Source organism: Pseudomonas sp. 21LCFQ02 (genome assembly GCF_024129895.2).
GTDB lineage: Bacteria > Pseudomonadota > Gammaproteobacteria > Pseudomonadales > Pseudomonadaceae > Aquipseudomonas.
On record NZ_CM178749.1, the window covers coordinates 2748972 to 2773777 of the forward strand.

Consider the following 24806-nt stretch of genomic DNA (forward strand, 5'->3'; position numbering starts at 1 on the left):
TTGTCATTGGCTGTTGCCGCGACTGAAGGTGCCTTAAAGAAACATATCGCGCACCAGCCCATGCCTCTGCATCTTCTCGTTCAGAGTACGCCGCGGCAGTTGTAGTTCATTGAGCACCGCCTTGATGTCGCCTTTATGCCGGCTCAAGGCAGCACGCAGGCACTGGGCCTCAAAGGCCTCCTGCTGGTCGGCAAGCGATTGTGCTACCGCTTCGCTTGGTTGTGGATTGAGCCCCAGCGTTTCGCGCTCGGCGGCGTTGGCCAGTTCGCGGACATTGCCTGGCCAGTCGTGGCTGAGCAGGTTACCAAGCTGCTGGCCGCTGAGTTGCGGTGCCGGGCGGCTCAGCCGTTCGGCTGCGCTCTGGGCGAAATGATTGAACAACAGGGCGATGTCTTCGCGGCGTTCACGCAAGGGCGGCAGGCGCAGCTCGGCGACGTTCAGGCGATAGGCCAGGTCCTCGCGAAAACGTCCGGCCCGTGCCTCTTCAAGCAAGTCTGGCTTGGTTGCGGCGATGATCCGCACATCCACGGCAATGTTCTGGTTCGAGCCCAGACGTTGCAGTTGTCGGTCTTGCAGAACCCGCAGCAACTTGGCTTGTTGCGCCAGCGGCATGCTTTCGATCTCATCGAGAAACAGCGTACCGCCATGGGCATATTCGAGGCGGCCTATGCGTTTACCCTGGGCGCCGGTAAATGCACCGCTTTCGTGGCCGAACAGTTCGGCCTCGAACAGGTGCTCCGGAATGGCAGCGCAGTTCAGAGCGACGAACGGTTGAGCTGCCCGCGAGCCAAAGTCGTGCAGGCAGCGGGCGACCAGTTCCTTGCCGCTGCCTGTTTCGCCACGGATCAGCACATTGACCGGCATGTCGGCCAGTTCCAGCACTTGGCGGCGCAACGTCTGCAGCCCTGGCGAGACGCCCAGCAGCGTGGCTTCAAGCTGAGCCCGGGCGTCGGCCTGTCCGTGCAGGCGGCGATTTTCGAGGACCAGTTGGCGTTTTTCCAACGCGCGGCGCAGGGTGTCGAGCAAGGCCTGAGGGCTGAAGGGCTTTTCCAGAAAATCGTAGGCGCCGTTACGCATGGCTTCCACCGCCATGGGGACATCACCGTGGCCAGTGAGCAGAATCACTGGCAAGTCCTTGTCTATCGCGCGCAGGCGTGACAACAACTCAAGGCCGTCCATGCCGGGCATGCGCACATCGCTGAGCACCACACCTGGAAAGTGTTCCGGTAACTGGGCCAGGCATTCTTCGCCGCGTGGGTGCAGGCGCACTTCAAATCCTGAAAGCGTCAACCAGGGCTCGATGGCCTGGCGAATCGCGGCTTCATCATCCACGACAATCACTGAGTTGAGACTCATGGCTCCGACTCCAGAAAGTCATTGGGCAGGCTGAAACTGAACATGGCACCGCCAGCGACATTGCGCGCGCTCAGCTGCCCGCCCAGGCTGTGAATAATGGCGTAAGACACCGCCAGACCCAGACCCAGGCCGTCACCGACAGGCTTGGTCGTGAAAAACGGATCGAACAGGCTGGACAGGTGCGCGCTGTCGATCCCGGTCCCGGTGTCGGTCACACTCAGTTGCCATTGCTCACCGACCGCTTCGATCTTTACTTCCAGGCGCTTGCGTGGCCGCTCGCGCATGGCATCGAGCGCGTTGCGTAGCAGGTTGATCAACACTTGCTCGAGGCGAATGGCATCCCCACGTACCCAGGCCGGTCGAGCCAGATGCAGGACGCATTCGATCTGTTCTTCGCGCAGGCGGGTGTCGAGCAGCAGCAGTGCCTGATCGACCACATGGGCCAGGTCCAGGCGTTCGCGTAGCCCGTCCGGGCTTTTGCGGGCAAAGGTTTTCAAGTGCCCGGTCAAGGCGGCCATACGGGTCAGTTGCTGATCGAGCAGCGCCAGCGCCTGATTGGCATCCTCGATACGACCCTGGTCAAGCAGCAGGCGCAACGTTGCCAGTTGCATGCGCTGGGCGGTCAGCGGCTGGTTGATTTCGTGGGCCAACGCCGCCGACATCTGCCCCAGTGCGGCGAGCTTGGTCGATTGCACAAGACCTTCCTGGGCCGTGCGCAGGTCACGGGTACGCTCTTGCACCAGTTGCTCCAGTTCATCGCGGCTACGCTCACGCAGGCGTGCCATGCGCCAGCGCTGGGAGAGGAACAGGCACAGGAACACCAGCGTCAGCCACAGCCCGGCGGCGGCCAGTGCGGCATTGCGCACATCTTCATTGGCGGCTTCAGGCTTGCGCAGCAGGTGCAGGGTCCAGTTTTCATCCGGCAGGCTCATGGACTGCCAGAGATAATCGGCCGTACCTGATGGTGCTTCGACCCGGCTCAGGTGGCTATTGGGGCCGAAGCGCTGCAACACGCGGCTGCGCAGTGGCGACAAGGGTTTTTTGTCGTACTGACGGGTGCTGAGCAATTCGGCGCGGTCTTCGACAGAAATCGGCAGCAGCTCGCGGTAGCGCCATTCAGGCTGGTTGGCCAGAAACGCAATGCCTTTGGTGTCGCTGACCATCAACAGGTCAGTGGTATTGAGTGCCCATTCGCGTTCCAGACTCGGGAACTCCAGCTTGACCACCATGGCGCCAATGAATTCGCCGTGGTCGTCGAGCACCGCGTTGGACAGGAAGTAACCCGGAATGCCGGTGGTCACACCAACGGCATAGAAACGGCCCACGCCTTTGGCGCGGGCTTGTGAAAAGTACGGACGAAAGCCGTAGTTGTTGCCGACGTAGCTCTGTGGCGTGCGCCAGTTACTGGCGCCGACTGCAACGCCATGGCGGTCCATCAGTTCAAGTGTCGATGAGTGGGCGGCGCCGTTGATGCTTTCCAGCTTGCGGTTGAGTTCGGCTTGCGCCTGCTCGCTGAGCGGACCACTGACGGCTGCCCGGATCTCGCTGTCCAGCGCCAGCACCGCCGGCAGGGCGCGATAGCGCTCGATCAGCGTGTGCAGGGTATTGGCATACAACGACAGTTGCAGGTTGGCGCGGCGGGCCTCTTCGCTCAAAACATGCTGCTGCGCCTGGTGCATTGCCAGCCCCGCGCACAGCACCGCGCCGCTGACGATGATCAGAACATAGGTGAGCAGGCGCAGGGTACGCTGGGTAGAGGTCATGGACGGACTGCCTTGGCAAGGAACACTGGCAGCCAGGCCGCCAGTGTTTCGTCAAACGTCTTACAGCAGGGTGAAGCTGGCCTCTTTGACGTCGGCCGAATCCAGGCCGATCATCACTTTGAATTCACCGGCTTCGGCAGCGTACTTGAGTTTCTGGTCGTAGAACTTCAGGTCGTTTTCGCTCAACGTGAAGGTCACGACTTTTTCTTCGCCCGGCTCCAGGCTGACTTTCTCGAACCCCTTGAGCGCCTTGACCGGCTGGCTGACCGAAGCGGCGACGTCATGCAGGTACAGTTGCACGACGGTGGCGCCGGCGACCTTGCCGGTGTTTTTCAGGGTCACGCTGGCAGTCAGCTTGTCCTGACGCTTGAGCGTGGCGGTGGACAACTTGACGTCAGACAGCTCAAAGCGGGTGTAGCTCAAGCCGTAGCCGAACGGGAACAGCGGGCCCTGGGTCTGCTCCTCGAAGTACTGCGAGGTGTAGTTGCCCGGGTGGCCCGGCGTGTACGGACGGCCGGTGTTCAGGTGCGCGTAATACATCGGTAATTGACCCACCGAACGCGGGAAGGTCATCGGCAGTTTACCGGATGGGTTGTAGTCACCGAACAGCACGTCGGCAATCGCGTTGCCGCCTTCGGTGCCGGAGAACCAGGTCTCCAGCATCGCGTCAGCCTGCTGCAGCTCTTCACCCAGCGCCAGCGGGCGGCCGTTCATCAACACCAGCACCAGCGGTTTGCCGGTTGCCTTGAGCGCCTTGATCAGGTCGCGTTGCTTGCCAGGGATGTACAGCGTGCTGCGGCTGGCTGACTCATGGGACATGCCGCGTGATTCACCGACCACCGCGACAATCACATCGGACTGCTCGGCAACCTTGACCGCTTCGTCGATCATTTCCTGGGCCGGACGCGGGTCGACTTCGATTTCTTTTTCGATGAAGTTCAGGTAATCGAGAACATACTCTTTGTCACTGACGTTGGCGCCACGTGCGTAAACCAGCTTGGCCTCGTCACCCACAGCGTTGCTCAGGCCTTCGTAGATCGTGACCGACTGGTGGGGGCGACCGGCCGCCGACCAACTGCCGAGCATGTCGAGTTTGCTTTGCGCCAGGCTGCCGATCACGGCAATGGTGCCCTGCTTTTTGAGTGGCAGCGTGTCGTTCTGGTTCTTCAGCAGAACCATGGTCTTGCGCGCCACATCGCGGGCTTCGGCGCGGTGCAGGCGGTCGTCCGAGTAGGTGTCGGCAGGGTCGTCAGCGGCGTTGCCAATGCGCCGGTACGGGTCAGCGAACAGTCCCATGTCGTACTTGGCACCCAGCACTTCACGCACTGCGTTGTCGATTTCCTTGATCGAGACTTCGCCGTCCTTGACCAGGCCTGGCAAGTGCTCGCCGTAGGCCTCATCGTTCATGCTCAGGTCGACACCGGCCTTGATCGCCAGCTTGGCCGCTTCACGCTCGTCCTTGGCCACACCGTGCTTGATCAGCTCGCCGATTGCGCCATGGTCGCTGATGGTCACGCCCTTGAAGCCCCAGTCCTTGCGCAGCAGGTCTTGCATCAGCCACAGGTTGGCGCTGGAGGGCACGCCATTGATCGAGTTCAGGGCAACCATCACGCCACCGGCGCCGGCATCGAGACCGGCGCGATACGGCGGCAGGTAGTCCTGGTACATGCGCGTCGGGCTCATGTCCACGGTGTTGTAGTCGCGGCCGCCTTCAACGGCGCCATACAGGGCGAAGTGCTTGACCGCTGCCATGATGCTGGTCTTTTCAGCCGGGTCCTTGCTCTGGAATGAGCGGACCATCACCTCGGAAATCTTCGACACCAGGTGGGTATCTTCACCGAAACCTTCAGAGCTGCGGCCCCAGCGCGCGTCGCGGGAAATATCGACCATTGGCGCAAAGGTCATGTCGATGCCGTCGGCGGCAGCTTCCTTGGCCGAAATACGCCCGCTCAGGGCGATGGCGTCCATGTCCCAGCTGGCCGCCATACCCAGGCTGATCGGGAAAATGGTGCGATGGCCGTGGACCACGTCATAGGCAAAGAACATCGGAATTTTCAGCCGGCTCTTGGCCACTGCTGCTTCCTGCAGCGGGCGGTTTTCCGCGCGGGTGATCGAGTTGAACGTGCTGCCAATGCGGCCGGCGGCAATTTCCTTGAGAATCTTCGGCTGCGGCATCTCTTTGCTGATGCTGATCAGCCGCAGTTGACCGATTTTTTCATCCAGGGTCATTTGCTTCATCAGGTCATTGATGAAAGCATTCTTGGCTTGCAAAGGTGTTTGCTGCGAAGCTCTGGCCGGTGTAGCTGCCAGCGCCGTTTGACTGGTCAGAGCGACCGCCAGACCTATTAGGCACAACTTGTTCATGAATGATTTCTCAAGGCTTTTGCCGACAACTTGCATTGAATACCAGGCTTGCAGGTGGGGAATCTGAACCTTTGGCGTTATTGTCCGGACAGAGTGCAGGGTAGTCGTTGGGCTAATTGTTGCATCATGCTTCGCATAGACAACGGTTTTTGCCTGATACTCCGTGGTAGGCGCCAGATTATGCCGGGGAACTTGCCGTTTGGCTAAGGCACGTCGTTTCATGAAACGTAAAAATTACAAGAGGAGACCCGCCAGGATGCATCCAGAGGGTGACGCAAGTACCTCGAAACTGTGCTGCAAAGCGGCAAGCGGCCCTGCACTGGTATACGATGTCCGGCTATGCGGGTCGTGTGTGCGGGTGAAGCCTTGAAGTTTGTGCTGGGATGGGTGCTGTGGTGCTGCATGTGCAGCCAGGTGGTACGGGCCGATGAGCCCGCTTTGTTGTTTCCGCCGCTGACCGGTCGGGTGGTGGATGCTGCGCAGTTGCTTGACATGCCGACCACCGCACGGTTGTCGCAGATGTTCCAGGAGCATGAACAGGCGACCGGCGAACAGATCGTGGTGGTCACCCTGGTCGATCTGCAAGGCGCGACAATCGAAGAGTATGGCGTGCGCCTGGCCAAAACCTGGTCGGTCGGCCAGAAGGGTAAACACAATGGTGTCCTGCTGATCGTCTCGCGGGACAACCGCAAGGTCCGCATCGAGGCCGGCAGTGATCTGCGCGACCAGCTCAGTGATGCCCAGTCGGCGCTGATCATCAATATGCTGGTGACTCCCCAGTTCCGTGAGGGCAATTTTGCCACTGGCATCGAGCTAGGCTCGCAGGCCATCGTCACGGCATTGGGCGGGCATGTGCCGGACGGGCCTGAGCCCGTTTCCGACAATCTTTATCCAGGGCAGCCTGCCAGCACCTTATGGCCGGCATTGCTGGCATTGGCAGCGCTGGTGCTGATGATGTCGACCTGCGCCATGACCAATCTGGGCCGACGCATGCGTTTGAAAGGCAGCAGTGCGGCAACCCGGCATGATGACGATCAGGGGTTTGGCGGCGGTGGTGCCTCCGGCAACTGGTGAGTGTGACTCTGAAAGAGGGATACATGGCTTTACTCAGTGAGGATGAACAGCGGCAGGTCGCCGAGGCGATTGCCCGCGTTGAACAGCGCACCGATGCCGAACTGGTCACCGTGCTGGCGGCCAAGGCTGATGATTACGCTTATGTGCCGTTGATATGGGCCGGAGCCATGGCGCTACTGGGGCCGGGTGTCTTCAACTACGTCACTGACTGGTTCAACGCCAGCCAGTTGGTGCTGGCCCAATTGGTCACATTTCTGCTGGTCGCGCTGGTGTGCCGTATTCCCCTGGTCACCAGCCGTCTGGTACCGTCTTCAGTGCGCCGCTGGCGGGCAGGTAATCTGGCCCGCCGGCAGTTTCTTGAACAGAACCTGCATACCGCGCCGGGCGGCACAGGGATTCTGCTGTTTGTCTGTGAAGCCGAGCGTTATGTCGAAATTCTCGTCGACCATGGCATTTCCAGTCGTCTCAACGACCAGACCTGGAAAGCCATGATCAACGTCTTTACCCAGCAGATACGCAACGGCCAGAATCTGAATGGGTTTCTAGGCTGTATCCATGCCTGTGGCGAGCTGCTGGCCGATCATGTTCCGCGCACGCGTGCACACGCCGAGAGTGCCCGGCGTGTGGTGGTTCTGGTCTGATCGCAGGTACTTGGCCGGCGGTTAAAACTGCCTTGTACTGGCTGCCTCGCCTAGGCTTTTTAACGGCCTGTTAGAGTTCGCGTTGTATGCTGATGAGCTTGTTCAGGTAAGAAATCAGCTCTTGCAGTTGTTGCTGGATCAGGCTGCTGGCGCGCGTGTCGGACAGGTAGGTCTCGCTAAACATCCGTAGTGAATCAACCGCCTTGCGTGCTTCGTTTACCCAGATTGTCTTGCCCTGGTCCAGCTCGGACAGTGCGCTCAATTGCAGCAGATCATGGCTGACCTCCTGGGCCAGTTGATTGATACGGGTCGATTCCCGGAGCAATTGATCATAATGTGCCCGGAGTCTGTCGCGTTCTGTCGTCAGGTCCAGATAGTTCAGGCCTTTACTGATCTCGCCCCGTAATTTCTCCAGGCGGGCGATGCCTGCACTTATTATGGCGACTTTAGCGACCGGCGTGCTGGTCAGCGCCGCCAGTTCTTCAGGACTGGGCAACAGATTCTTGAAAACGTCGGCCAGGTTGTATTTCTCGTATTCCGTGATGGCCGCATCCAGGATTTGCTTGTCTTCCATCAGTGCGGCGATCTGTTTGCCGAGTTCGGTGATGCTTTCCTGATGGGTGTCGAGCTGGCTCTGTAGCGTCTGTTGCAGCCGTTCGCTCGCCGGTTTCAGATTGATTTGCGACAGGTCATCAATACTTTGCAGCATGGCGTTGTCAGCCTGGTGCACGCTGTGAGCGAGTGTCAACAAGATATGGGTACGTTGTGCCTCCACTTGTTGAAGCGCTTCCTGTTTTTGTTCGGCATGCAGGCTGGTATCAGACTCGATTTGCACGCGAAGCTGGTCGGTTTGATTCAGGTTGATAGTGCGCGCAGTAGCCAATACCTTGTTGAGCTCTTTGCGAAACGTGTAGCTCGCCTGGCTCAGAGCTGTTTTAACGAAAGGCAGCTTTTCTTTCATGACCGGTAGAAAATCAAGTGACAATGACTTGATCTGGTTATAGATAAGTGTCTGTGCATCAGTCATGACTTTTAAGTCAGGTGTTTTAAAGTCGTGCGAGACGGGAGCGAGCATGGTCATATCCTTGTACCGGTAAGCGTCATTGGTTATTGAATTGTTCAAGCGCGCTGTTGAAAACAGTCAGCAACTTGTTGGTGAAGCCGTTAATGTCGCTCCAAGGATCTACGACATTTGAAAACTTCAAGGCAAAGGTCAGCAGGGACTGGTTGTCTTTTATCGTCTCCAGCTCATTAGCGGCGGCCTGGATGTACTCAGACAACATCGTCCAGATATCCCGCAGATTGACGGCGCTGCGATGAGCATCGAGCATGCGGAACTGCATGTCCTCAAAGTAGATGGCGAGGCTTGCAACGGTATTGAGAAGAGGGCGCGAGACCTTTAGTTTTTCAAGGGCGGCGTCCTTCTCTTTCAACAGGCGATTTTTTGCCTTGCGGGCGTCTTCGGCTCTTTTGCCGAATATACCGCCGGTGATAATCAGACCAAACGCTCCCCCTGGCGCACCGCTGAACGCCAGCGCTACATTTTTTTTGTACTCCGCTGCTTTTTCGGCGATCTGCTGGGTCAGCTCATCAATGTACCTTTCCAGTTCGGTGATTTGAGAGGCCAGCCCGGACTGGTTCGCATGATTGAATTTCTGATTGATGTCCGGGATCAGTGTCTGGGTCAACGTATTGGCGAAGACTTCAAGGGAATTGCTCAACGTGCTGGCGCTCTGGCGATGCTGCTCAACCTCGTCAGCGATGCTTTTCAGAAAGGCTGACAGTTCGTTGCGAATGCTCAGGTCCTGATCGTCGAGGGCCGACGGGTCGAGGTCATTGATGAACGCCAGGCTCAGATCGGAAACCTTGAGTTTTAAACGTTGAGCGATGCTCATCTGCTCAATGCTTTCGATGATGTCGCTGCCGTTTCTGTAAAAGCTGCCAGCGAACCGGTCGATCGTGAAGGTCACACTTTTTATGTTGTTTTCAATCGGGCTCCAGCTCAAGGCATGGTCGCGAATCTGGCGGTAAGTATGCAGTATGTCCTGAGGTTCAAGACCGGGTACGTTGCTTTTATTAAAGCCCAAAGCGTGTTCTACACCGGTTAGTGTGACGGGCAGGTTGAGGCTGTGCCGTTCATAACGCTTGATGTTGAAGATGTCTTCTTTGGTCAAGATCAGGGCCGGGCTGCGGCCTTCGAATTCTTCATCCAGCAGCGCTGTTTTTATATAGATGATCGGGATATCCGAGGTGCTGGCATGGGTGTCACCGGATACAAGTGTTTTCAGCATCATGTGCACGTTCCTTGTGTTGATAGATGAAGTTGCTCCGTTGCTGATCATGTTACTGGTCAGCCGTATGGGTGAGGCTGTTTTATAAGTAACACGGGTATTTGACGGGCGGCAATCGTGGCATTGTGTATAAAGTGGGTGGTGTGTTTACTATTTGTTATATGTGTAACTTTTTAAAAATTCGCCATTGTGTTGCTGAAACTTCCGACAAAATAATGTCCCGTTTCGCGCCTCAAATGCTTAAACTGCGCGCTGATTTTCAAGGTCCCGAAGGGACACCCGAGGCGTAGTCAATGTCAGTTTCCAACGATGCCGCTACCGGCTCTGTAGTGGATCAGCGTGCCCAATTCTTCACCTTGCTGGACGATTGCCTGGCGCAGAGTGCGCTGGTCAAGCTGGTCCTGGCCCGCTATGTCGGTGCCGAGACCGACCTGCAACGTATCCTCATCGCGCCGGTGACCCTCAAGGGCCAGGCCTGTCTGTCGTTCGTGTACCGTTACAAGACCCGCGACATCACCAAGAATCATCCGCTGGCTGAGGCTGTGGCGCTGATCGCCGAGCTGCTGCCAGGCTCGTTTCGCAATGCTCACCTGCTGTCGCTCAGCGATGAAGTGCAGCTGGAGTTCAGCAAGAAGGGCAAGGCCAATCTGTCACGCAGCCAGACCGGGCAATCGCGTGTTGCGCCTGCGGCGGCACATGATCGGGAGAAGAAACGCTACCTTGAGCTGACCCGGCCGTTTCTCACCGATCTGGGTGTGACCAACCGCCAGCATGAATTGATTCCTGCCATGTCACGCAAATGGAAGCAGATCAACAAGTTCATCGAAGTGTTCTCCCATGCCCTGGCTAGCTCGGCTATCCGCCTGGACAAGCCGGTGCGGGTGGCGGACTTCGGCTCCGGCAAAGGTTATCTGACCTTTGCGATCCACGATTACCTGCGCAATACCTTGCAGGTGCAGGGCGAGGTCACCGGTGTCGAGTTGCGCGAAGACATGGTCACCCTGTGCAACAACGCGGTCGCACGCCTGGAGCATCCGGGTCTGGTGTTTCGCTGTGGTGACGTGCGCAGTGTGGCGCCCAGCGAGCTGGAGGTGATGATCGCTTTGCATGCCTGCGATATCGCCACTGACTATGCGATTCACACCGGCATCCGCTCCGGGGCGGCGATCATCATGTGCTCGCCGTGCTGCCACAAGCAGATTCGTCAGCAGATCCAGAGCCCGGGCCTGCTGCAACCGATGCTGCAATATGGTTTGCACATGGGCCAGCAGGCCGAGATGGTCACCGACAGCCTGCGTGCCTTGCTGCTGGAGGCCTGTGGCTACGAGACCAAGGTCTTCGAGTTCATTTCGCTGGAGCACACCAACAAGAACAAGATGATCCTGGCGGTAAAACGCGCCGAGCCGGTTGATCCGGCGTCCATCCTGGCGCGCATTGGCGAACTGAAAAGCTTCTACGCCATCGACGAGCAGTGCCTGGAAACTCTGTTGCGGGCTGACGGCTACTTTAGCTGAGCTTCACTGTCGTGGCGGGCACACTGACTACCGTAGTCTTGCGCCCGAGAATCACCGTACCGACCACCGCGGCGGCGAAAATCCAGGTCACCGGCTCGACCTGTTCGCCGAACAGCAGGGCCGACAGGGCGATGGTGAAGAAAATCTGCAGCAACTGAATCTGGCTGACCCGGGAGATGCCGCCCATTGCCAGCCCCGAATACCAGGCAAAAAAGCCCAGAAATTGCGAAAACAAGGTGACGTAACCGAACGCCCACCAGGCTTGCGGCGAAATCGCGCCCTGGTGCTGGCTGGCCAGCCAGGTCACTGGCCCCAGCAGAAGCGGGAACGACAGCACCAATGCCCAGCAGATCACCTGCCAGCCGCCCATCTGCCGTGCCAGCCGCCCACCTTCGGCATAGCCCAGGCCACCGACGGCCACTGCAGCTAACATCCACAGGTCGCCCAACTGGATGCTGCCGGCACCATTGATCAATGCGTAGCCCAACACCAGAGCGCTGCCCAGCGCCGCGCAGCCCCAGAACGAGCGTGATGGACGTTCGTGAGCCAGCCAGGCGGCATAGAGGGCGACGAACAAGGGCTGGATGCCATTAACCAGCGCGGCATGCGAGGCCGGCAGGCTCTGCATGGCCCAGGCCGACAGCACCGGAAAGCCGACAATCACCCCCAGCACCACCAGCAGAAGGCCTTTGAGCTGGGCGAAGGTGGGCAGCTTTTCGCGGCGCCACAACAGCAGCAGTGCCGCCGGAATCGCCGCCAGCAAGGCGCGGCCCATGCCGTTGAGCAGTGGATGGATGTCCTGAACCACGATGCGTGTCATCGGCAGGGTCAGGCTGAAAATGATCACGCCCAGCAGGCCCAGGGCCATACCGGTATTTTCACGAGAAGACATGGGAAACGCCAAATGCCAGAAGAGAACAGGATCGTCATCAGGCCATAGAACCGGCGGCCGTGCCTTCTACAGCTAGCGGCAGATTGAGCAGTACAGTTAGGAACTCTGGTTGGCGAGCGGGAAACTGTTCATTGAGCTGAATCAATACCTTTGTCATGCACTACGGCGATGCTGGAGGCCTGTCACGTCAGGAGAGTCAGCATGAGCAGCACCTTTTTTATTCCAGCAGTGAACCTGATCGGTGCCGGCTGTATAAATGAGGCGATGGACGCGATCGGTAAATACGGCTTGCTCAAGGCGTTGATCGTGACCGATGCGGGGCTGGCCAAGGCCGGCGTGGCCAGTCGGGTCGCGGGCCTGTTGGTCGAGCAGGGGATTGATTCGGTGATCTATGATGGCGCCCGGCCCAACCCGACCATTGCCAATGTCGAGCAAGGTCTGGCGCTGCTCCAGCAACACGGGTGTGATTTCGTCATTTCTCTGGGAGGCGGTTCGCCCCACGACTGTGGCAAAGGCATTGCCCTGTGTGCCAGCAACGGCGGGCATATCAGCGACTATGAAGGCGTTGACCGTTCTGCACGTGCGCAGTTGCCGTTAGTGGCGATCAACACCACCGCCGGTACAGCCAGTGAAATGACGCGGTTCTGCATCATTACTGACCAGACCCGGCACGTGAAAATGGCAATCATCGACCGCAATGTCACGCCGATCCTGTCGGTCAATGATCCGCAAATGATGGTGGGCATGCCGCCTGCGCTGACGGCCGCCACCGGCATGGATGCGCTGACCCATGCAATCGAAGCGTACGTTTCCACGGCTGCCACGCCGATTACCGACGCCTGTGCCTTGAAAGCCATCGGCCTGATTGCAGGTAACCTGCTGCGCGCCGTGGACCAGGGTGATGACTTGCAGGCGCGGGAGAACATGGCCTATGCCCAGTTTCTCGCTGGTATGGCATTTAACAACGCCTCGCTGGGGTATGTGCATGCCATGGCGCACCAGTTGGGCGGCTACTATGATTTGCCCCACGGAGTGTGCAATGCGGTCTTGCTGCCCCATGTGCAGCGCTTCAATGCCTCGGTCAGCGCTGTGCGATTGACTGATGTGGCGCACGCCATGGGCGAAAGCATTCGCGGTTTGTCCCCCGAAGCCGGTGCCCAGGCGGCGATCCGGGCGATCAGCGAGTTGTCTGCCAGCGTCGGCATACCTGCCGGGCTGAGCGAGCTGGGGGCATTGGCAGCCGACATCCCGATTCTGGCCGCCAACGCGCTGAAGGACGCCTGCGGGCTGACCAATCCACGACCTGCCGATCAACAGCAGATCGAAGACATTTTCCGCCAGGCCCTGTGACCTTACCGGCAGCCGGTGGCGGGTTCAAACCACGGCCGGGTGCCCTGCAAGAGGGATTCTTGATGAGCATAACCTCCATGGACATTTGCCAGGCCGCCGAACGACTCGAAGGCTTTGTTGGCTATCACCGCAAGATCCAGACATATATCGTGCGCTTCAGCGAAGACTCGTTCGGCATGGATGTCGATGAACACAGCATCACACCAGTGCGTGAGTTCGTCTGGACGGGCGCTGAAGGCTCGCCCATGACGCTGGACCGCGAACGGCTGCAGATGCTGGTCAACCAGAACATCGACAGCCGCCTGGGCATCAGTGAACCACTGCGTGTCTATCTGCACCGCCATGACCTACCACCGATTCGCGCCGAGCGTTTGCTAAAGGCGGGCTGAGCAGTTTAATGAAGCGCCTGCTGGGTCTGGCGCACCAGAGCCAACAGGTAAGGTGCTCCCTGCTGGCTGATGGCCTGGCGCAGAACCTTTTCCGAAACCGTGGCGCCGTTGTGGCTGGCGGCGCGGCAGTAGCGATAGACCCGGTCGACGATCTGTTGCTGGTCAGGTGCTTCAGGCAGCGCCGCAGCGGCCTGTACCAGTAACAGATAGCGCAGGGCGAGGGTGCGGATTGCCAGGGTCGCAGCCCATTCGACCAGGGTCACACCATAATCCTGACCGGCGCTGGTGGTGGAAATGAAGGGAAAACCGGTGCGGGTCATCTCGGCAGCCATAAAGCGCTTGAGTACCGGTTCCAGCGCTGCGCCTGCCGCGCTGTAGGCCAGTTCGCGTACCTGCGGTTTAAGGTTCACGCGGTTGTGTTGCGGGGTTTGGCCAGCTTCGATGTCGATGGCGGCCATCACGCTCTGGCGCAAACTGTCTGGCACGAACGGTGCTTGAGTGATTTCGAACAGCACCAGCAGCAGTGGATCGGTAACGATGAGGGCCGGATCGGCGGCCGGTAACTGGTAGCCCCGAGTCAACGGCGCAGCCGCTTCGCCCCATTGTGCATAAGGCACCTGGTTCAGTTGCCCGACCAGCTCATACAATTGCACGAGAACGTCACCGGCGGATCGCTGCGAACCGAGCACCAGATCATTGAAGAAATTGACCGTGCTGACCCAACCCTGATCATCGAGGCCGTCAAAGGTGCTCGGGCTGCTGGCTGAAGAGCGATAGTCATCCTCAAGCTGTTCTTCGAGCTGGAACGGTGCGTCACTGAACAGCACCAACCGGGTCACCTCCGGGCAGCTCATGGTTGCCGACTTGACGGTCAGCTCATTGATGCGCCGGTACATGCGCGGGTAGGTCGAGCAGATATCCGGCAAGGCCGGCTCGCCGCGTGCCGCATGAATCGAACAACGACCGTGCTGCAGAGCCAGGCATTGATTATTGTCATTTTTCTTTATTCGGTAGTCATCGTGCTCCCGGGCTATCAGGTTGAGCAACTCGGGCGCCGTCTGGCCTGCGCGTTCAATCCAGCGCGGTGTCACGGCGATGGGCCAGTTCTGACAGCACGTGTCTTCACAACGCTCGGCCAGACAGGAAAACGACTGGATGTACTGGAACGCCTTGACGGGCAGAGTAGCCATACACACCTCAAGCAGAAGGATCGCTTAAAGCCCCTTGAGTGGCGTGGCGGGACGGGTAGTTCCATTGGTTTTGCGCTTTAGAGGGTGTTTACGAAATGGCCGCACTCGCCAGTACGGCGTTGCAATCGCGCAGGCTGCCTCGCTTACGTTTTTTCAGGCACCCTTGGGTCAAACGCTTTGCGGCCTGGCTTGATGGCATCTCAGGCACCAGACCACGCCTGTTACCAGCAGGGCAATGGCTGACCACTGCATTGCATCCGGCCAGTGCCCCTCCCACACAAAGCCCAGCAGTAACGCGGCCAGGGTTTCGATGACCAGCACCTGGCCACTGAGTGCCAGTGGCAGCAGGCGACTGGCCTGATTCCACAGTGCCCCGCCAAGCAGCGAAGCGAGCAGGGCCACGCCGCCGGCAACCATCAGATGGCTGAGCCACTTCTGGGGATCATGGTGGGTTATCTCCGGCCCCAACAGGGGAATGGCCAGCAGCAGGGACTGGGCGCCGGTCATGACGCCGGCCAGTAACGCCCAATCGTAGGCTGATACGCCAGGCATGCGATTCAGGCGTCGGGCATTGCTGACCGCGAACCAGCTCCAGGTCAGCAATGCGCCGAAGGCACAGAGCAGGCCGGGGCCGATATGGGCTGACTGGCCAGCAGCGCCGGTTTGCAGGGTGTGCAGGCTGATCAGCGCCGCTCCCGCACCGGCGCAGCACAGTGATGGTGCCAGACGACGCAAGGGGACGGCCTGGTCATCATTGCGCCCGGCCAGCGCAACCAGCACTGGAATCAAGCCGACGATCAGTGATGTGGTGGCGACTCCGGCCAGTTGTACGCCGCTGCCGACCAGTGTGTAGTACAGCAGATTGCCGATCAGGCTCAGCCAGAATAAGGAAATCCAGTCTTCGCGACGCAATGCGGCGTACGCGATGCGCCAGCGCGGTGTCAGCAACACGGCGCAAATCAGGCCGTAGCAAAGAAAACGCAGGATGGCGAACTGGGCGCCAGACAGTTCCGGTGCGAGCTTGGGGCCGAGAAATATCACCCCCCAGCATAATCCGGCGCCAACCCCATAAAACATGCCCTTGAGCACAACCCGATCTGCCAGCATGAGCCTGTCGCCTTATTCAAATGCAAGGCTGCGAGTCTAGGTGGGGGGAGCGGGTGGATATTGCTCGAAAATTCCGGATTTTTTACCCAGGCTGTTTTTACCGGGGTGATTTCATGCCAGTGGTTTTGCGCCAGACGGCCGGTGTGGTACCGCACTGCCGGCTCATTGCTCTGGTCAGCGCTGCCTGGTCGCAAAAGCCGCAGCGCAGGGCAATCTCGGCAATCGGCAGGTGCGTATCGGTCAACCAGCGCTGGGCCTGGCGCAAGCGAACCTGAGTCAGCCAGGCTTGCGGGGTGGTATCGAGCAGTTCACGAAAGCGCAGGTGTAATTGGCTCAGGCTGACGGCCGCGAGGCTCGCCATCGCTTCATTGCTCCAGGCTGCGGCCGGATTGGCCTGTACTTGCGCAAGCAGGCGCTGGAGACCTCCAGTTGCCGATTGAGGCCCGGCGGCGAGTGCGGACAGTAGCAGCGGTGCGAGTTGCTCGGCGTGATTGATCAGGGCTTGACTGCCTGCCAGCTCGGCAAATTCAATCAGTCGTCTGGCGGCTGGCGAAACAGGCACATAAATGCGTTGGGCCAACGTGTCGAGGGCTTTGTCCTGCAACCAACTGCTCGGGCAGTCGAGCACCAGAAAACAGCTGTCTGCATCAGCCTGTTGTGCGTGCGCCATACCGGGTGCCACCAGTGCTGCCGTTGAGGTGTCGAGCCTGGCGCCATGGCCTTGTACTTCTATTTCCATCCGCCCATGGATCGGCAGCACCAGTTGCGTAAATGCGTGCTGGTGGTGAGGGGATTCACCCTGATAACGGCGAATGGTGAGAACTGGGCTCATGGCACCCTGTTGCAGATAATCAAAAGTCTGGTGGGCTGAATCTACCATAGCCATCTGCCTGATGGTTCCGGTTCCGCCATGAGCGGCCGGCCGGCTCCTCCCACTTGGTCCGCAGTGCTTGTCTGAACAATATTAGGCTTACCCGCGAATCTGCTTCCACTCCAGCCCGTAGCGTGCCAGGTATTTGCGTAACCGGTCGGCGTCGTTGGGGTTGGCCTTGCCCTGGCGGGACACGCCAAACAGTTTGCGCCCGGCATCGGACAGGCTGCCTGCGTCGCGGCATACCTCGATCACCGCCTGGAGTTGCAGACGGTCGAACAGGTCCAGCTCAAGGTCGTCTTGCAGCAGCGGTTGCAGGTCGTCCTGTTCGGCAACCAGGCCCCAGGCATAGCTCAGGCGCTGGATTTCTTCCTCGACCTGGCTCTGGTCGATGCGCCCGCTGTCGGCCAGGGTCGCCATGCGCGTGATCGACGCTGAAAGCTCACGGAAATTGCCCAGCCAGGCGGCTTGGCTGGAACTGGCGAAATCCAGGTAGCGGCGCCGCGCTTCAAGGTTGAAGCGCACCAGCCGGCCCTGCTCGCGGGCATGACGTTCCAGTTCGAAGTCGATGTTCGGCTCTATGTCTTCGCGGCGGCCGCTCAGGCCGGGGAGGTTGAAGGTCCACAGGTTGATCCGCGCATACAGGTCCTCACGAAACAGCCCTTGGGCCACCCGCTCGCGCAGGTCACGATGGGTGCCGGCGATGATCAGAAAGTCGCTGTCGACCTCTTTGTCCGAACCCATGGGGAAGAAGCGTTTTTCTTCGATGGCTTTGAGCAGCATGGCCTGTTCATCGGCGCCCAGTTCGCCAATCTCGTCGAGAAACAGCATGCCGCCGTCTGCCGCACGCAGCAGGCCGTCGCGAGCATTCTGGGCGCCGGTGAACGCGCCTTTGATATGGCCGAACAGTGCCGACATGGCGCCGTCGCCGCGCAAGGTCGCGCAGTTCACTTCCACGAAACGGCCCTGCACCTGATGCCGGCTGCGCTTGAGCTCAAAGATGCGCCGGGCCAGAAACGACTTGCCGGCACCGGTCGGGCCGATCAGCAACATCGGTGCGGTGGAGCGCAGCGCGACCCGCTCGATCTGTTCGATGGTTCGGTTGAAGGTGGTGCTGCGGGTGGCAATGCCTGACTTGAGAAACGCCAGGCCTTCCAGGCGCTTGCCGGCGAAGCGCGAAGCGATGTGGTCGTAGCGCGACAGGTCAAGATCGATGATTGAGTGGGTACCCGGTGCGCGCAGATCCGGTTCCAGACGGCGGGCAGGTGAGGTCTGCACCAGGCGCGCCGGCAGGTAGCGAGCCTCTGTGAGCAGAAACCAGCAGATCTGCGCCACGTGGGTGCCGGTGGTGATGTGGATCAGGTAGTCCTCATGCTCGGTGTCGAAGGCATACGCTGCGGCGAAGTCATGCAGGGCGCCATACACCTCCTGAAAGTCCCAGGGATTTTTCAGGTCCATCGGCTGCAGGCGGACTTCAGTCTCCGGCGAGACCTGACGGATGTCATCGGCCACGCGCTGGGCCAGGCTAACGTCACGGGCGTCGATGCTGTGGATCAGCTCCAGGCGATCAATCAGCAGGTCCGGTTGCTGGCACAGGCCGACAGTAGGCCGCCAGACGGACCAGCGGTTGGCGCCTTTGCCGACCCGGTCAAGCTTGGAGCCGATAAACCCTACAGCCACAGTGCGCTTGCCTGGCATTTTTATCCTTTTAGATAAATGACGATAACCAAGGATAATTTTTGCCGGCGGTTTTGTCTCGCTGACGGACCAATAAAATTCATCTTTTAAAATTAATTCGTTATTAATCAAATAGTTATAAATTTATTTAGAGTGATTTTCGAAAGCTGGCACAGCGGCTGCAATACCTCTGATAACAACGGAACATCAGAGCGAGACGCCAAGATGGCCAACTTCAAACTGTTCAATCGCCAGGCGGCGACCTTACCGGTCACTGATACTGTCAATGCAAGCCAGGCGCCGGCCTATGCCTACAACGCCCGTCACAAGCTGGCACAACTGGCGGTGACCGGTTGCCTGAACCAGACCTTCCATGCCTCGGCCCAGGCCCAGCTTGACAGCGTGCTGCAACTGGTCGCTGAGCTGGACAGCCGCTACGTGGCCAAGGCGGCGGTGTATGCCCGCCAGCGAGGACACATGAAGGACATGCCGGCACTGCTGTTGGCTGCGCTGGTGGCTCAGCGCTCGGCGCTGGTGCCCGAACTGTTCGCTCAGGTGGTGGACAGCGGCAAGATGCTGCGCACCTTCGTGCAGATTCTGCGCAGCGGCGTGACCGGGCGTCGCTCCCTGGGCTCGCAGCCCAAGCGTCTGGTGCAGGACTGGCTGAACAATGCCAGCGAGTACCAGTTGTTGCAGGCATCGGTAGGCACGCAGCCTTCGCTGGCTGATGTGGTGAAGATGGTCCATCCCAAACCTGCCGAAGCCTGGCGTGCCGCGTTCTTTGCCTGGTTGCTCGGCAAACCGGTGGATGTGCAGGCCTTGCCGGAGCTGACCCGTGACTTGCTGGCGTTTCGCAGCGGTGCCACGACCGAGGTGCCAGCGGTGCCATTGCAGTTGCTCGGCAATGAAACCCTCAGTGCCGAACAATGGGCTGAACAGGCCCGATACATGGGCTGGCAGGCATTGCGGATGAACCTCAATACCCTGGCGCGGCATGCTGCGTTCCAGGTGCCGGGGTGCGCTGAGCAAGTGGCGGCGCGGCTGGCCGATGCTGCACAGGTGGCCAAGGCGCGGGTCTATCCGTACCAGTTGCTGGCCGCTTACCGAATGGCCGGCGACGAAGTCCCGCAGGTGGTGCGTGAGGCTTTGCAGGAGGCGCTGGAGTTATCGCTGACCAACGTGCCGACGCTGCCGGGCGCGGTGGTGGTCTGCCCGGATGTGTCCGGTTCGATGCACAGCCCGGTCACCGGCTATCGGCAGGGCGCGACCACGGCGGTGCGTTGCATTGATGTGGCCGCACTGGTCGCCGCCGCCGTGCTGCGCAAGCAGCCCAAGGCCCGGGTGTTGCCGTTTGAGTTCGAGGTGGTCAAGGTCAGGCTCAACCCGCGTGACAGCGTGATGAGCAACGCACAGAAGCTGGCCTCGATTGGCGGTGGCGGCACCAATTGTTCGGCACCGCTGGCGCGCCTGGCTGATGAAAAGGCCAGGGTCGATACGCTGATCCTGGTCTCGGACAACGAGTCATGGATCGATGCGCGGCGCCATGGTGCCACCGAGACCATGCGCCAATGGGAGCGCATCAAGCGGATCAATCCGCAGGCGCGGCTGGTGTGCATCGACATGCAGCCCGGCGCGACCACCCAGGCGCCAGAGCGTGAGGATATCCTCAACGTCGGCGGCTTCAGTGATGCGGTGTTCGATGTGATCGAGCAGTTCGCCCTGGGCCAATATGCTGCCCGGCACTGGGTGCGGGCCATCGAAACCTGCGGGACCGGCTTGGGCCGGAAATGAGTTTTTTGCTTCACCGGTGCTGAATGCTGACGGGACTACATTCCAAGACGTCTCGTCAAACCCTGGTCAGCGCCTGTGAACGGCACGAATGCCGGTGGCTGTACATCTGGTTTAGCCGGTTCGATTCCGGCAGCAGGTCCTGGACCTGCTTTCAGTCACCCCCTTTAGTCGTGCCACTTTTTTGAATTTGCCCGGCGAATGCCGGTGGAACTACAGGATGCCGAGGTCGCGGGTTCGATCCCCGCCCGCCGTGAGGCGGTAGCTCAATGGCAGAGCGCGGTACATGTTTCACCCCCTTTTGTCGCCTTGAGGCTGTGAATAGACGCCGAGTAATCGGCCAATTAGAGAAGAACCCGATCATGCAAGAGAAAACCTTTCAGCTACTCGAAGTCGCCAACGGCAAGCCCATCAAGATGTGGACCCAGGGCGTACCGGTAGAAAGCGAAGCCCGTGAGCAGTTGATGAACACCGCGAAGATGCCGTTCATCTTCAAGCACCTGGCGGTGATGCCGGATGTGCACCTGGGCAAGGGCTCGACCATCGGCAGTGTGATCCCCACGGTCGGGGCGATCATTCCTGCGGCAGTCGGTGTGGACATCGGCTGCGGCATGATTGCCGCGCGCACCACGCTGACTGCCCAGGACCTGCCGGATAACCTGCATGGCTTGCGCAGTGCGATCGAGAAGGCCGTGCCGCACGGGCGTACTTCCGGTCGCGGAGGACGCGACAAAGGCGCCTGGGAAAACGTGCCGCAGCAGGCCGATGACGCCTGGGGTGCGCTGGCCAGCCGCTTCAAGTTGATCACCGACAAGAACCCGCAGCTGAGCAAGACCAATAACCGTAACCACCTGGGAACCCTGGGCGGTGGTAACCACTTTGTCGAGGTGTGCCTTGATGAGGCCAACCGGGTCTGGTTCATGTTGCACAGTGGCTCGCGCGGGGTGGGCAATGCCATCGGCAACCTGTTCATCCACAAGGCTCAGGAGGATATGCGTCAGCACATCGCCAATTTGCCGGACCGTGACCTGGCGTATTTCGAGGAAGGCAGCCAGCACTTCGACGATTACGTCGAGGCGGTGGGGTGGGCCCAGGATTTCGCCCGGCAGAACCGTGCGCTGATGATGCAGGCGGTGATCCATGCCACCCGGCAGGTCATCAGCAAGCCCTTTGAGGTGGCACTGGAGGCGGTGAACTGCCACCACAACTATGTGCAGAAAGAGCGGCACTTTGGCCAGGACGTGTTTATCACCCGTAAAGGCGCGGTGTCAGCGAAAAAGGGCGAGTTGGGCATCATTCCAGGCTCGATGGGCGCCAAGAGCTTCATTGTCCGCGGTCTGGGTAACGAGGAGGCGTTTTGCTCGTGCAGCCACGGCGCCGGGCGAACCATGAGCCGTACCAAAGCCAAAAAGCTCTTCACCGTCGAGGACCAGATTCGCGCCACCGCCCATGTCGAGTGCCGCAAGGATGCCGATGTGATCGATGAGATTCCGATGGCCTACAAGGACATCGACCAGGTCATGGACGCCCAGCGCGAACTGGTGCAAGTGCTGCACACCCTGCGTCAGGTGGTGTGCGTGAAAGGGTGAGCTGGGCTCATGAAATGCACCGCACCGAGCGCCACTCGCGTTGCCGCCAGATGCCTGAGCGGCACGCCCGGGCTGCCGGCTTGGGTAAAGGCCGGCGGCCTTGATCGAATCAGAGGGAACGATGAAAAACGTCATTGAACTGGACGGCGCCATCGGCGGCGGGCAGGTGCTGCGCAGTGCCTTGAGCCTGTCGATGATCACCGGCCAGCCGCTGCATATCCACAATATCCGCGCCCGGCGCAGTCGGCCCGGACTGTTGCGTCAGCATCTGACAGCGGTACTGGCAGCGGCCGAGATCTGCACTGCACACACCGAAGGTGCGCAGTTGCATTCTCAATCGCTGAGCTTTGTACCCGGCCCGGTCCGTGGCGGTGATTACCGCTTCAGCATCGGCACTGCCGGCAGTTGCAGCCTGGTATTGCAGACCCTTTTGCCTGCGCTGCTACAGGCACCTGCACCTAGCCGGGTGAATGTCACGGGCGGCACCCATAACCCGCTGGCACCACCGGCGGATTTTCTCCAGCGGGCCTTTGTGCCGTTGTTGCAGCGTATGGGCGCGCAGGTCGAGCTTGAGTTGCTGCGCCATGGTTTTGTGCCGGCCGGTGGTGGTGAGCTGCAGGCAATCATTCAGCCTTCGGCCTTGCAGCCGCTGCAACTGAACGAGCGTGGTCGCGTGCTGGCGCGGCGTGCCACGGCGCTCAGTGCCGCAGTGGCCGGGCATGTGGCCGAGCGTGAACTGGGGCGGGCGGCCAGGCGGCTGGACCTGCAGCCGGCAGAGTTGTTGCGCCAGGCGCTGGATGCCGAACGCGGACCGGGCAATGCCCTGTTGCTGGAGTTCACCTGCGAGCACCTGACTGAGCTGTTCAGTGCGCTGGGTCAGGCCAGCCTGCGGGCCGAGAAGGTCGCTGACCTGGCGGTGGACGGCGCACGGCGCTGGCTGGCCAGTGAGGCGGCGGTGGCTGAGCATCTGGCCGATCAATTGCTGTTGCCCATGGCGCTGGCCGGCGGCGGCAGCTTTAGCACCACGCATGTGAGCGAGCACTTGCAGAGCAATATCAGCGTGATCGAGTGTTTCTTGCCGGTACGTTTCGAATGCAGGGAATTGTCCAGCGACTTGTTGCAGGTGCAATGCTTGAAGACCACCGGCACTTGACCCATGCCTGATCGGCGCTAAAGTGTGGCGCTTGTTTCCTCCGATTGAGGTGTTCGTCCGATGCGCCATTGATGCCGCCGTCCTTTGACGGCTCGTTTAACTAGCCCGCTTTGCTGCGGGGTGTTTTCGGCATCTGTGGAGTTCATATGACGGGCCCTTGTCTGACGCTTGATAGCGTTTGTTTTGTGTTGCCTGATGGCAGACCGCTTTTTACGCATCTCAGTGCACAGTTCGACCAGCAGCCGACCGGGCTGGTGGGGCGCAATGGTGTCGGCAAAAGCATGCTGGCGCGGATTCTTGCCGGCCAGCTTCAACCTGCCAGTGGCCGTTGCCTGCGCAGCGGGCGGGTGCATTACCTGGCCCAGCAGGCCAGTGGCGCCTGTGTCGCCGAACTGGCCGGTGTGCAGACGGTGCTGGAGGCGTTGCAGCGCATTGAGGCCGGTAGCACGGCCATTGAGGATTTCGACGCCGTCGGCGAGCGTTGGGATATTCGTCAGCGCCTGGAGCAGGCGTTGCAATCGGTTGGCCTTGGGCATCTGCAAGCCACCACGCCGGCGTCTGAGCTCAGCGGGGGCCAAGCCATGCGCGTGGCGCTGCTGGGCGCGATGTTGTCGCAGGCTGATTTTCTGATTCTCGACGAGCCGAGCAACCACCTTGATGCGTCGAGCCGAGCGGCGCTGAACGAGCAACTGCAACGCTGGCCGGGCGGTTTGCTGGTGATCAGTCACGACCGGCAGTTGCTGGGGGCCATGCAACGCATCGTCGAGCTGACCCCCTCGGGGCTGCACAGCTATGGCGGCGATTACCCGCACTACGTCCGCTGCAAGGCCGCCGAACAGCACGGTGCCGAGCAGCACTTGCAACAGCGGCGTCTGGAGCTCAAACGCGGCCAGCAAGCGCTGCGTGAGCAGCAGCAATGCCAGCAGCGCCGTCAGGCGCAAGGCCGGCGCCAGGGGCGCGAGGCCAATCAGGCCAGGATCCTGCTGGGCCGCCAGAAGCAGCGCAGCGAACAGTCGGCAGGTCGACAACAGCAACGGCAGCTGGACGAGACCGCCCGCCTGGCAGCCAATGTCCGTGAGGCCGCCAGGCAATTGGACGACGAGCGGCTGATCAACCTGCACGTTGCGCCGGTCGATACGCCGCCGCGACGTTGGGTGGCCGAGTTGCTTGATGTCGAACTGGCGCATGTCCCGGTCAGGCAACAGATCAATCTGGCCCTGCGCAGCGGTCAGCGGCTGGCAATCAGCGGGCCGAACGGTTGCGGCAAATCCAGTCTGTTACGCCTGCTGGCCGGTCAGCAGGCACCGCTGGCAGGGCATTGTCGGGTGTCAGTCGCCAGCGTGCTGCTGGATCAGCCACTGAGCCTGTTGCTGCCGCATCGTTCGGTGCTTGAGCAATTGCAAGCGCTGAACCGGCGCGAGCCGCACGCTGTGCTGCGCATGCGTCTGGCGCAGTTGGGGCTTGATGCGCAACAGATCCTGATGCCCAGCGCCCGGCTCAGCGGTGGCGAACAGGTCAAGGCCGCGCTGGCGTTGGCCCTGTACGCCGAGGCGCCCGCGCAACTGCTGTTGCTCGACGAACCGGGCAATCACCTGGACCTGCCGTCCCTTCAGGCGTTGGAAGCCATGCTGCGGGCTTATACCGGGACACTGGTGGTGGTCTCCCATGACCCGGTTTTCAAGGCAGCACTGGCATTGGACAGTGAGTTTATGGCGAGCACTGACGGCTGGCAGATGGGTTAGCGGTGGTGTATATAAAAGAGATTCACAAATGATATTTGTTTCTATTTAATACGCG

19 protein-coding genes are annotated in these 24806 nt (G+C 60.2%); 9 read left to right on the plus strand and 10 right to left on the minus strand.

Translation table 11 applies throughout. The features are described 5' to 3' along the window. Positions 1-33: 33 nt before the first annotated feature. Genes NJC40_RS12200 through bglX form a run of 3 tightly spaced genes read right to left on the minus strand, consistent with a single transcriptional unit; the run spans position 34 to position 5483 of the window. Positions 34-1356, minus strand: a complete 1323-nt coding sequence (locus NJC40_RS12200) for a sigma-54-dependent transcriptional regulator (RefSeq protein ID WP_045488248.1) — start codon at positions 1354-1356, stop codon at positions 34-36. Beyond that, positions 1353-3119 (minus strand): sensor histidine kinase, encoded by a 1767-nt coding sequence (locus NJC40_RS12205; protein WP_045488251.1) that lies wholly within the window; start codon positions 3117-3119, stop codon positions 1353-1355. The genes NJC40_RS12200 and NJC40_RS12205 overlap by 4 nt, the downstream gene beginning before the upstream one ends. A gap of 60 nt (positions 3120-3179) precedes the next feature. After that, complete coding sequence (bglX, locus tag NJC40_RS12210; protein WP_253139206.1) at positions 3180-5483, minus strand: beta-glucosidase BglX; 2304 nt, start codon at positions 5481-5483, stop codon at positions 3180-3182. A gap of 402 nt (positions 5484-5885) precedes the next feature. On the opposite strand from bglX, the gene NJC40_RS12215 reads away from it, so the two are divergent. Together NJC40_RS12215 and NJC40_RS12220 are read left to right on the plus strand one after the other, a co-directional pair. Next, on the plus strand, positions 5886-6557 hold the full coding sequence (locus NJC40_RS12215; RefSeq protein WP_492180564.1) for a TPM domain-containing protein: 672 nt from the start codon (positions 5886-5888) through the stop codon (positions 6555-6557). A 23-nt stretch (positions 6558-6580) separates the two neighbouring features. After that, complete coding sequence (locus tag NJC40_RS12220; RefSeq protein WP_253139200.1) at positions 6581-7198, plus strand: TPM domain-containing protein; 618 nt, start codon at positions 6581-6583, stop codon at positions 7196-7198. 70 nt (positions 7199-7268) lie between these two features. Here the strand turns inward: NJC40_RS12220 and NJC40_RS12225 are convergent, their stop codons facing one another. Together NJC40_RS12225 and NJC40_RS12230 are read right to left on the minus strand one after the other, a co-directional pair. Beyond that, the gene (locus NJC40_RS12225; RefSeq protein ID WP_253139197.1) at positions 7269-8273 is read right to left on the minus strand and encodes an alpha-xenorhabdolysin family binary toxin subunit B; all 1005 of its coding nucleotides are present in this window, start codon (positions 8271-8273) and stop codon (positions 7269-7271) included. 25 nt (positions 8274-8298) lie between these two features. Next, positions 8299-9492, minus strand: coding sequence for an alpha-xenorhabdolysin family binary toxin subunit A (locus NJC40_RS12230; RefSeq protein ID WP_253139194.1), 1194 nt, complete (start codon positions 9490-9492; stop codon positions 8299-8301). Positions 9493-9782: 290 nt separating this feature from the next. On the opposite strand from NJC40_RS12230, the gene NJC40_RS12235 reads away from it, so the two are divergent. Continuing rightward, entirely contained in the window at positions 9783-11003 is a 1221-nt protein-coding gene (locus tag NJC40_RS12235; RefSeq protein ID WP_253139191.1) for a class I SAM-dependent methyltransferase, read from the plus strand. Here NJC40_RS12235 and NJC40_RS12240 read toward each other — a convergent pair. Beyond that, positions 10996-11895, minus strand: coding sequence for a DMT family transporter (locus tag NJC40_RS12240; protein ID WP_253139188.1), 900 nt, complete (start codon positions 11893-11895; stop codon positions 10996-10998). The genes NJC40_RS12235 and NJC40_RS12240 overlap by 8 nt on opposite strands. Positions 11896-12096: 201 nt before the next feature. On the opposite strand from NJC40_RS12240, the gene yiaY reads away from it, so the two are divergent. Next, a complete protein-coding gene (yiaY, locus tag NJC40_RS12245) occupies positions 12097-13245 on the plus strand; it encodes an L-threonine dehydrogenase (RefSeq protein ID WP_253139185.1) in 1149 nt (382 codons plus the stop codon). 62 nt (positions 13246-13307) lie between these two features. After that, on the plus strand, positions 13308-13634 hold the full coding sequence (locus tag NJC40_RS12250; protein ID WP_045488270.1) for a DUF2025 family protein: 327 nt from the start codon (positions 13308-13310) through the stop codon (positions 13632-13634). A gap of 5 nt (positions 13635-13639) precedes the next feature. Here NJC40_RS12250 and fliB read toward each other — a convergent pair whose 3' ends face one another. The 4 genes from fliB to rtcR all read right to left on the minus strand — a co-directional run bounded on the left by fliB (position 13640) and on the right by rtcR (position 18500). Then, on the minus strand, positions 13640-14824 hold the full coding sequence (fliB, locus tag NJC40_RS12255; RefSeq protein ID WP_253139182.1) for a flagellin lysine-N-methylase: 1185 nt from the start codon (positions 14822-14824) through the stop codon (positions 13640-13642). A gap of 168 nt (positions 14825-14992) precedes the next feature. Then, complete coding sequence (locus tag NJC40_RS12260) at positions 14993-15931, minus strand: DMT family transporter (protein ID WP_253139179.1); 939 nt, start codon at positions 15929-15931, stop codon at positions 14993-14995. Between the two features lie 97 nt (positions 15932-16028). Next, positions 16029-16763 carry an AraC family transcriptional regulator gene (locus tag NJC40_RS12265; RefSeq protein WP_045494375.1) on the minus strand — a complete coding sequence of 245 codons (735 nt, stop codon included), beginning with the start codon at positions 16761-16763 and terminating at the stop codon, positions 16029-16031. Between the two features lie 138 nt (positions 16764-16901). Further along, entirely contained in the window at positions 16902-18500 is a 1599-nt protein-coding gene (rtcR, locus tag NJC40_RS12270) for an RNA repair transcriptional activator RtcR (RefSeq protein ID WP_253139176.1), read from the minus strand. Positions 18501-18704: 204 nt separating this feature from the next. On the opposite strand from rtcR, the gene NJC40_RS12275 reads away from it, so the two are divergent. From NJC40_RS12275 to NJC40_RS12290, 4 genes are all read left to right on the plus strand, one after another. Continuing rightward, a complete protein-coding gene (locus NJC40_RS12275; RefSeq protein ID WP_253139173.1) occupies positions 18705-20270 on the plus strand; it encodes an RNA-binding protein in 1566 nt (521 codons plus the stop codon). 359 nt (positions 20271-20629) lie between these two features. Next, positions 20630-21856 (plus strand): RtcB family protein, encoded by a 1227-nt coding sequence (locus NJC40_RS12280; RefSeq protein WP_253113321.1) that lies wholly within the window; start codon positions 20630-20632, stop codon positions 21854-21856. Between the two features lie 121 nt (positions 21857-21977). Next, positions 21978-23009 (plus strand): RNA 3'-terminal phosphate cyclase, encoded by a 1032-nt coding sequence (gene rtcA / locus NJC40_RS12285; RefSeq protein ID WP_253139170.1) that lies wholly within the window; start codon positions 21978-21980, stop codon positions 23007-23009. A 146-nt stretch (positions 23010-23155) separates the two neighbouring features. After that, entirely contained in the window at positions 23156-24751 is a 1596-nt protein-coding gene (locus tag NJC40_RS12290) for an ATP-binding cassette domain-containing protein (protein ID WP_253139167.1), read from the plus strand. Positions 24752-24806 lie beyond the last annotated feature (55 nt).

Bases quoted from the DNA above. Each gene is read 5' to 3' on its own strand.
- NJC40_RS12200 (WP_045488248.1), bottom strand. From the start codon at position 1,356: ATGAGTCTCAACTCAGTGATTGTCGTGGATGATGAAGCCGCGATTCGC.
- bglX (WP_253139206.1), bottom strand. From the start codon at position 5,483: ATGAACAAGTTGTGCCTAATAGGTCTGGCGGTCGCTCTGACCAGTCAA.
- NJC40_RS12265 (WP_045494375.1), bottom strand. From the start codon at position 16,763: ATGAGCCCAGTTCTCACCATTCGCCGTTATCAGGGTGAATCCCCTCAC.
- NJC40_RS12280 (WP_253113321.1), top strand. From the start codon at position 20,630: ATGCAAGAGAAAACCTTTCAGCTACTCGAAGTCGCCAACGGCAAGCCC.
- NJC40_RS12220 (WP_253139200.1), top strand. From the start codon at position 6,581: ATGGCTTTACTCAGTGAGGATGAACAGCGGCAGGTCGCCGAGGCGATT.
- NJC40_RS12225 (WP_253139197.1), bottom strand. From the start codon at position 8,273: ATGCTCGCTCCCGTCTCGCACGACTTTAAAACACCTGACTTAAAAGTC.
- NJC40_RS12205 (WP_045488251.1), bottom strand. From the start codon at position 3,119: ATGACCTCTACCCAGCGTACCCTGCGCCTGCTCACCTATGTTCTGATC.
- rtcR (WP_253139176.1), bottom strand. From the start codon at position 18,500: ATGCCAGGCAAGCGCACTGTGGCTGTAGGGTTTATCGGCTCCAAGCTT.
- NJC40_RS12235 (WP_253139191.1), top strand. From the start codon at position 9,783: ATGTCAGTTTCCAACGATGCCGCTACCGGCTCTGTAGTGGATCAGCGT.
- fliB (WP_253139182.1), bottom strand. From the start codon at position 14,824: ATGGCTACTCTGCCCGTCAAGGCGTTCCAGTACATCCAGTCGTTTTCC.
- NJC40_RS12290 (WP_253139167.1), top strand. From the start codon at position 23,156: ATGACGGGCCCTTGTCTGACGCTTGATAGCGTTTGTTTTGTGTTGCCT.
- rtcA (WP_253139170.1), top strand. From the start codon at position 21,978: ATGAAAAACGTCATTGAACTGGACGGCGCCATCGGCGGCGGGCAGGTG.
- NJC40_RS12230 (WP_253139194.1), bottom strand. From the start codon at position 9,492: ATGATGCTGAAAACACTTGTATCCGGTGACACCCATGCCAGCACCTCG.
- NJC40_RS12215 (WP_492180564.1), top strand. From the start codon at position 5,886: ATGTGCAGCCAGGTGGTACGGGCCGATGAGCCCGCTTTGTTGTTTCCG.
- NJC40_RS12240 (WP_253139188.1), bottom strand. From the start codon at position 11,895: ATGTCTTCTCGTGAAAATACCGGTATGGCCCTGGGCCTGCTGGGCGTG.
- yiaY (WP_253139185.1), top strand. From the start codon at position 12,097: ATGAGCAGCACCTTTTTTATTCCAGCAGTGAACCTGATCGGTGCCGGC.
- NJC40_RS12275 (WP_253139173.1), top strand. From the start codon at position 18,705: ATGGCCAACTTCAAACTGTTCAATCGCCAGGCGGCGACCTTACCGGTC.
- NJC40_RS12250 (WP_045488270.1), top strand. From the start codon at position 13,308: ATGAGCATAACCTCCATGGACATTTGCCAGGCCGCCGAACGACTCGAA.
- NJC40_RS12260 (WP_253139179.1), bottom strand. From the start codon at position 15,931: ATGCTGGCAGATCGGGTTGTGCTCAAGGGCATGTTTTATGGGGTTGGC.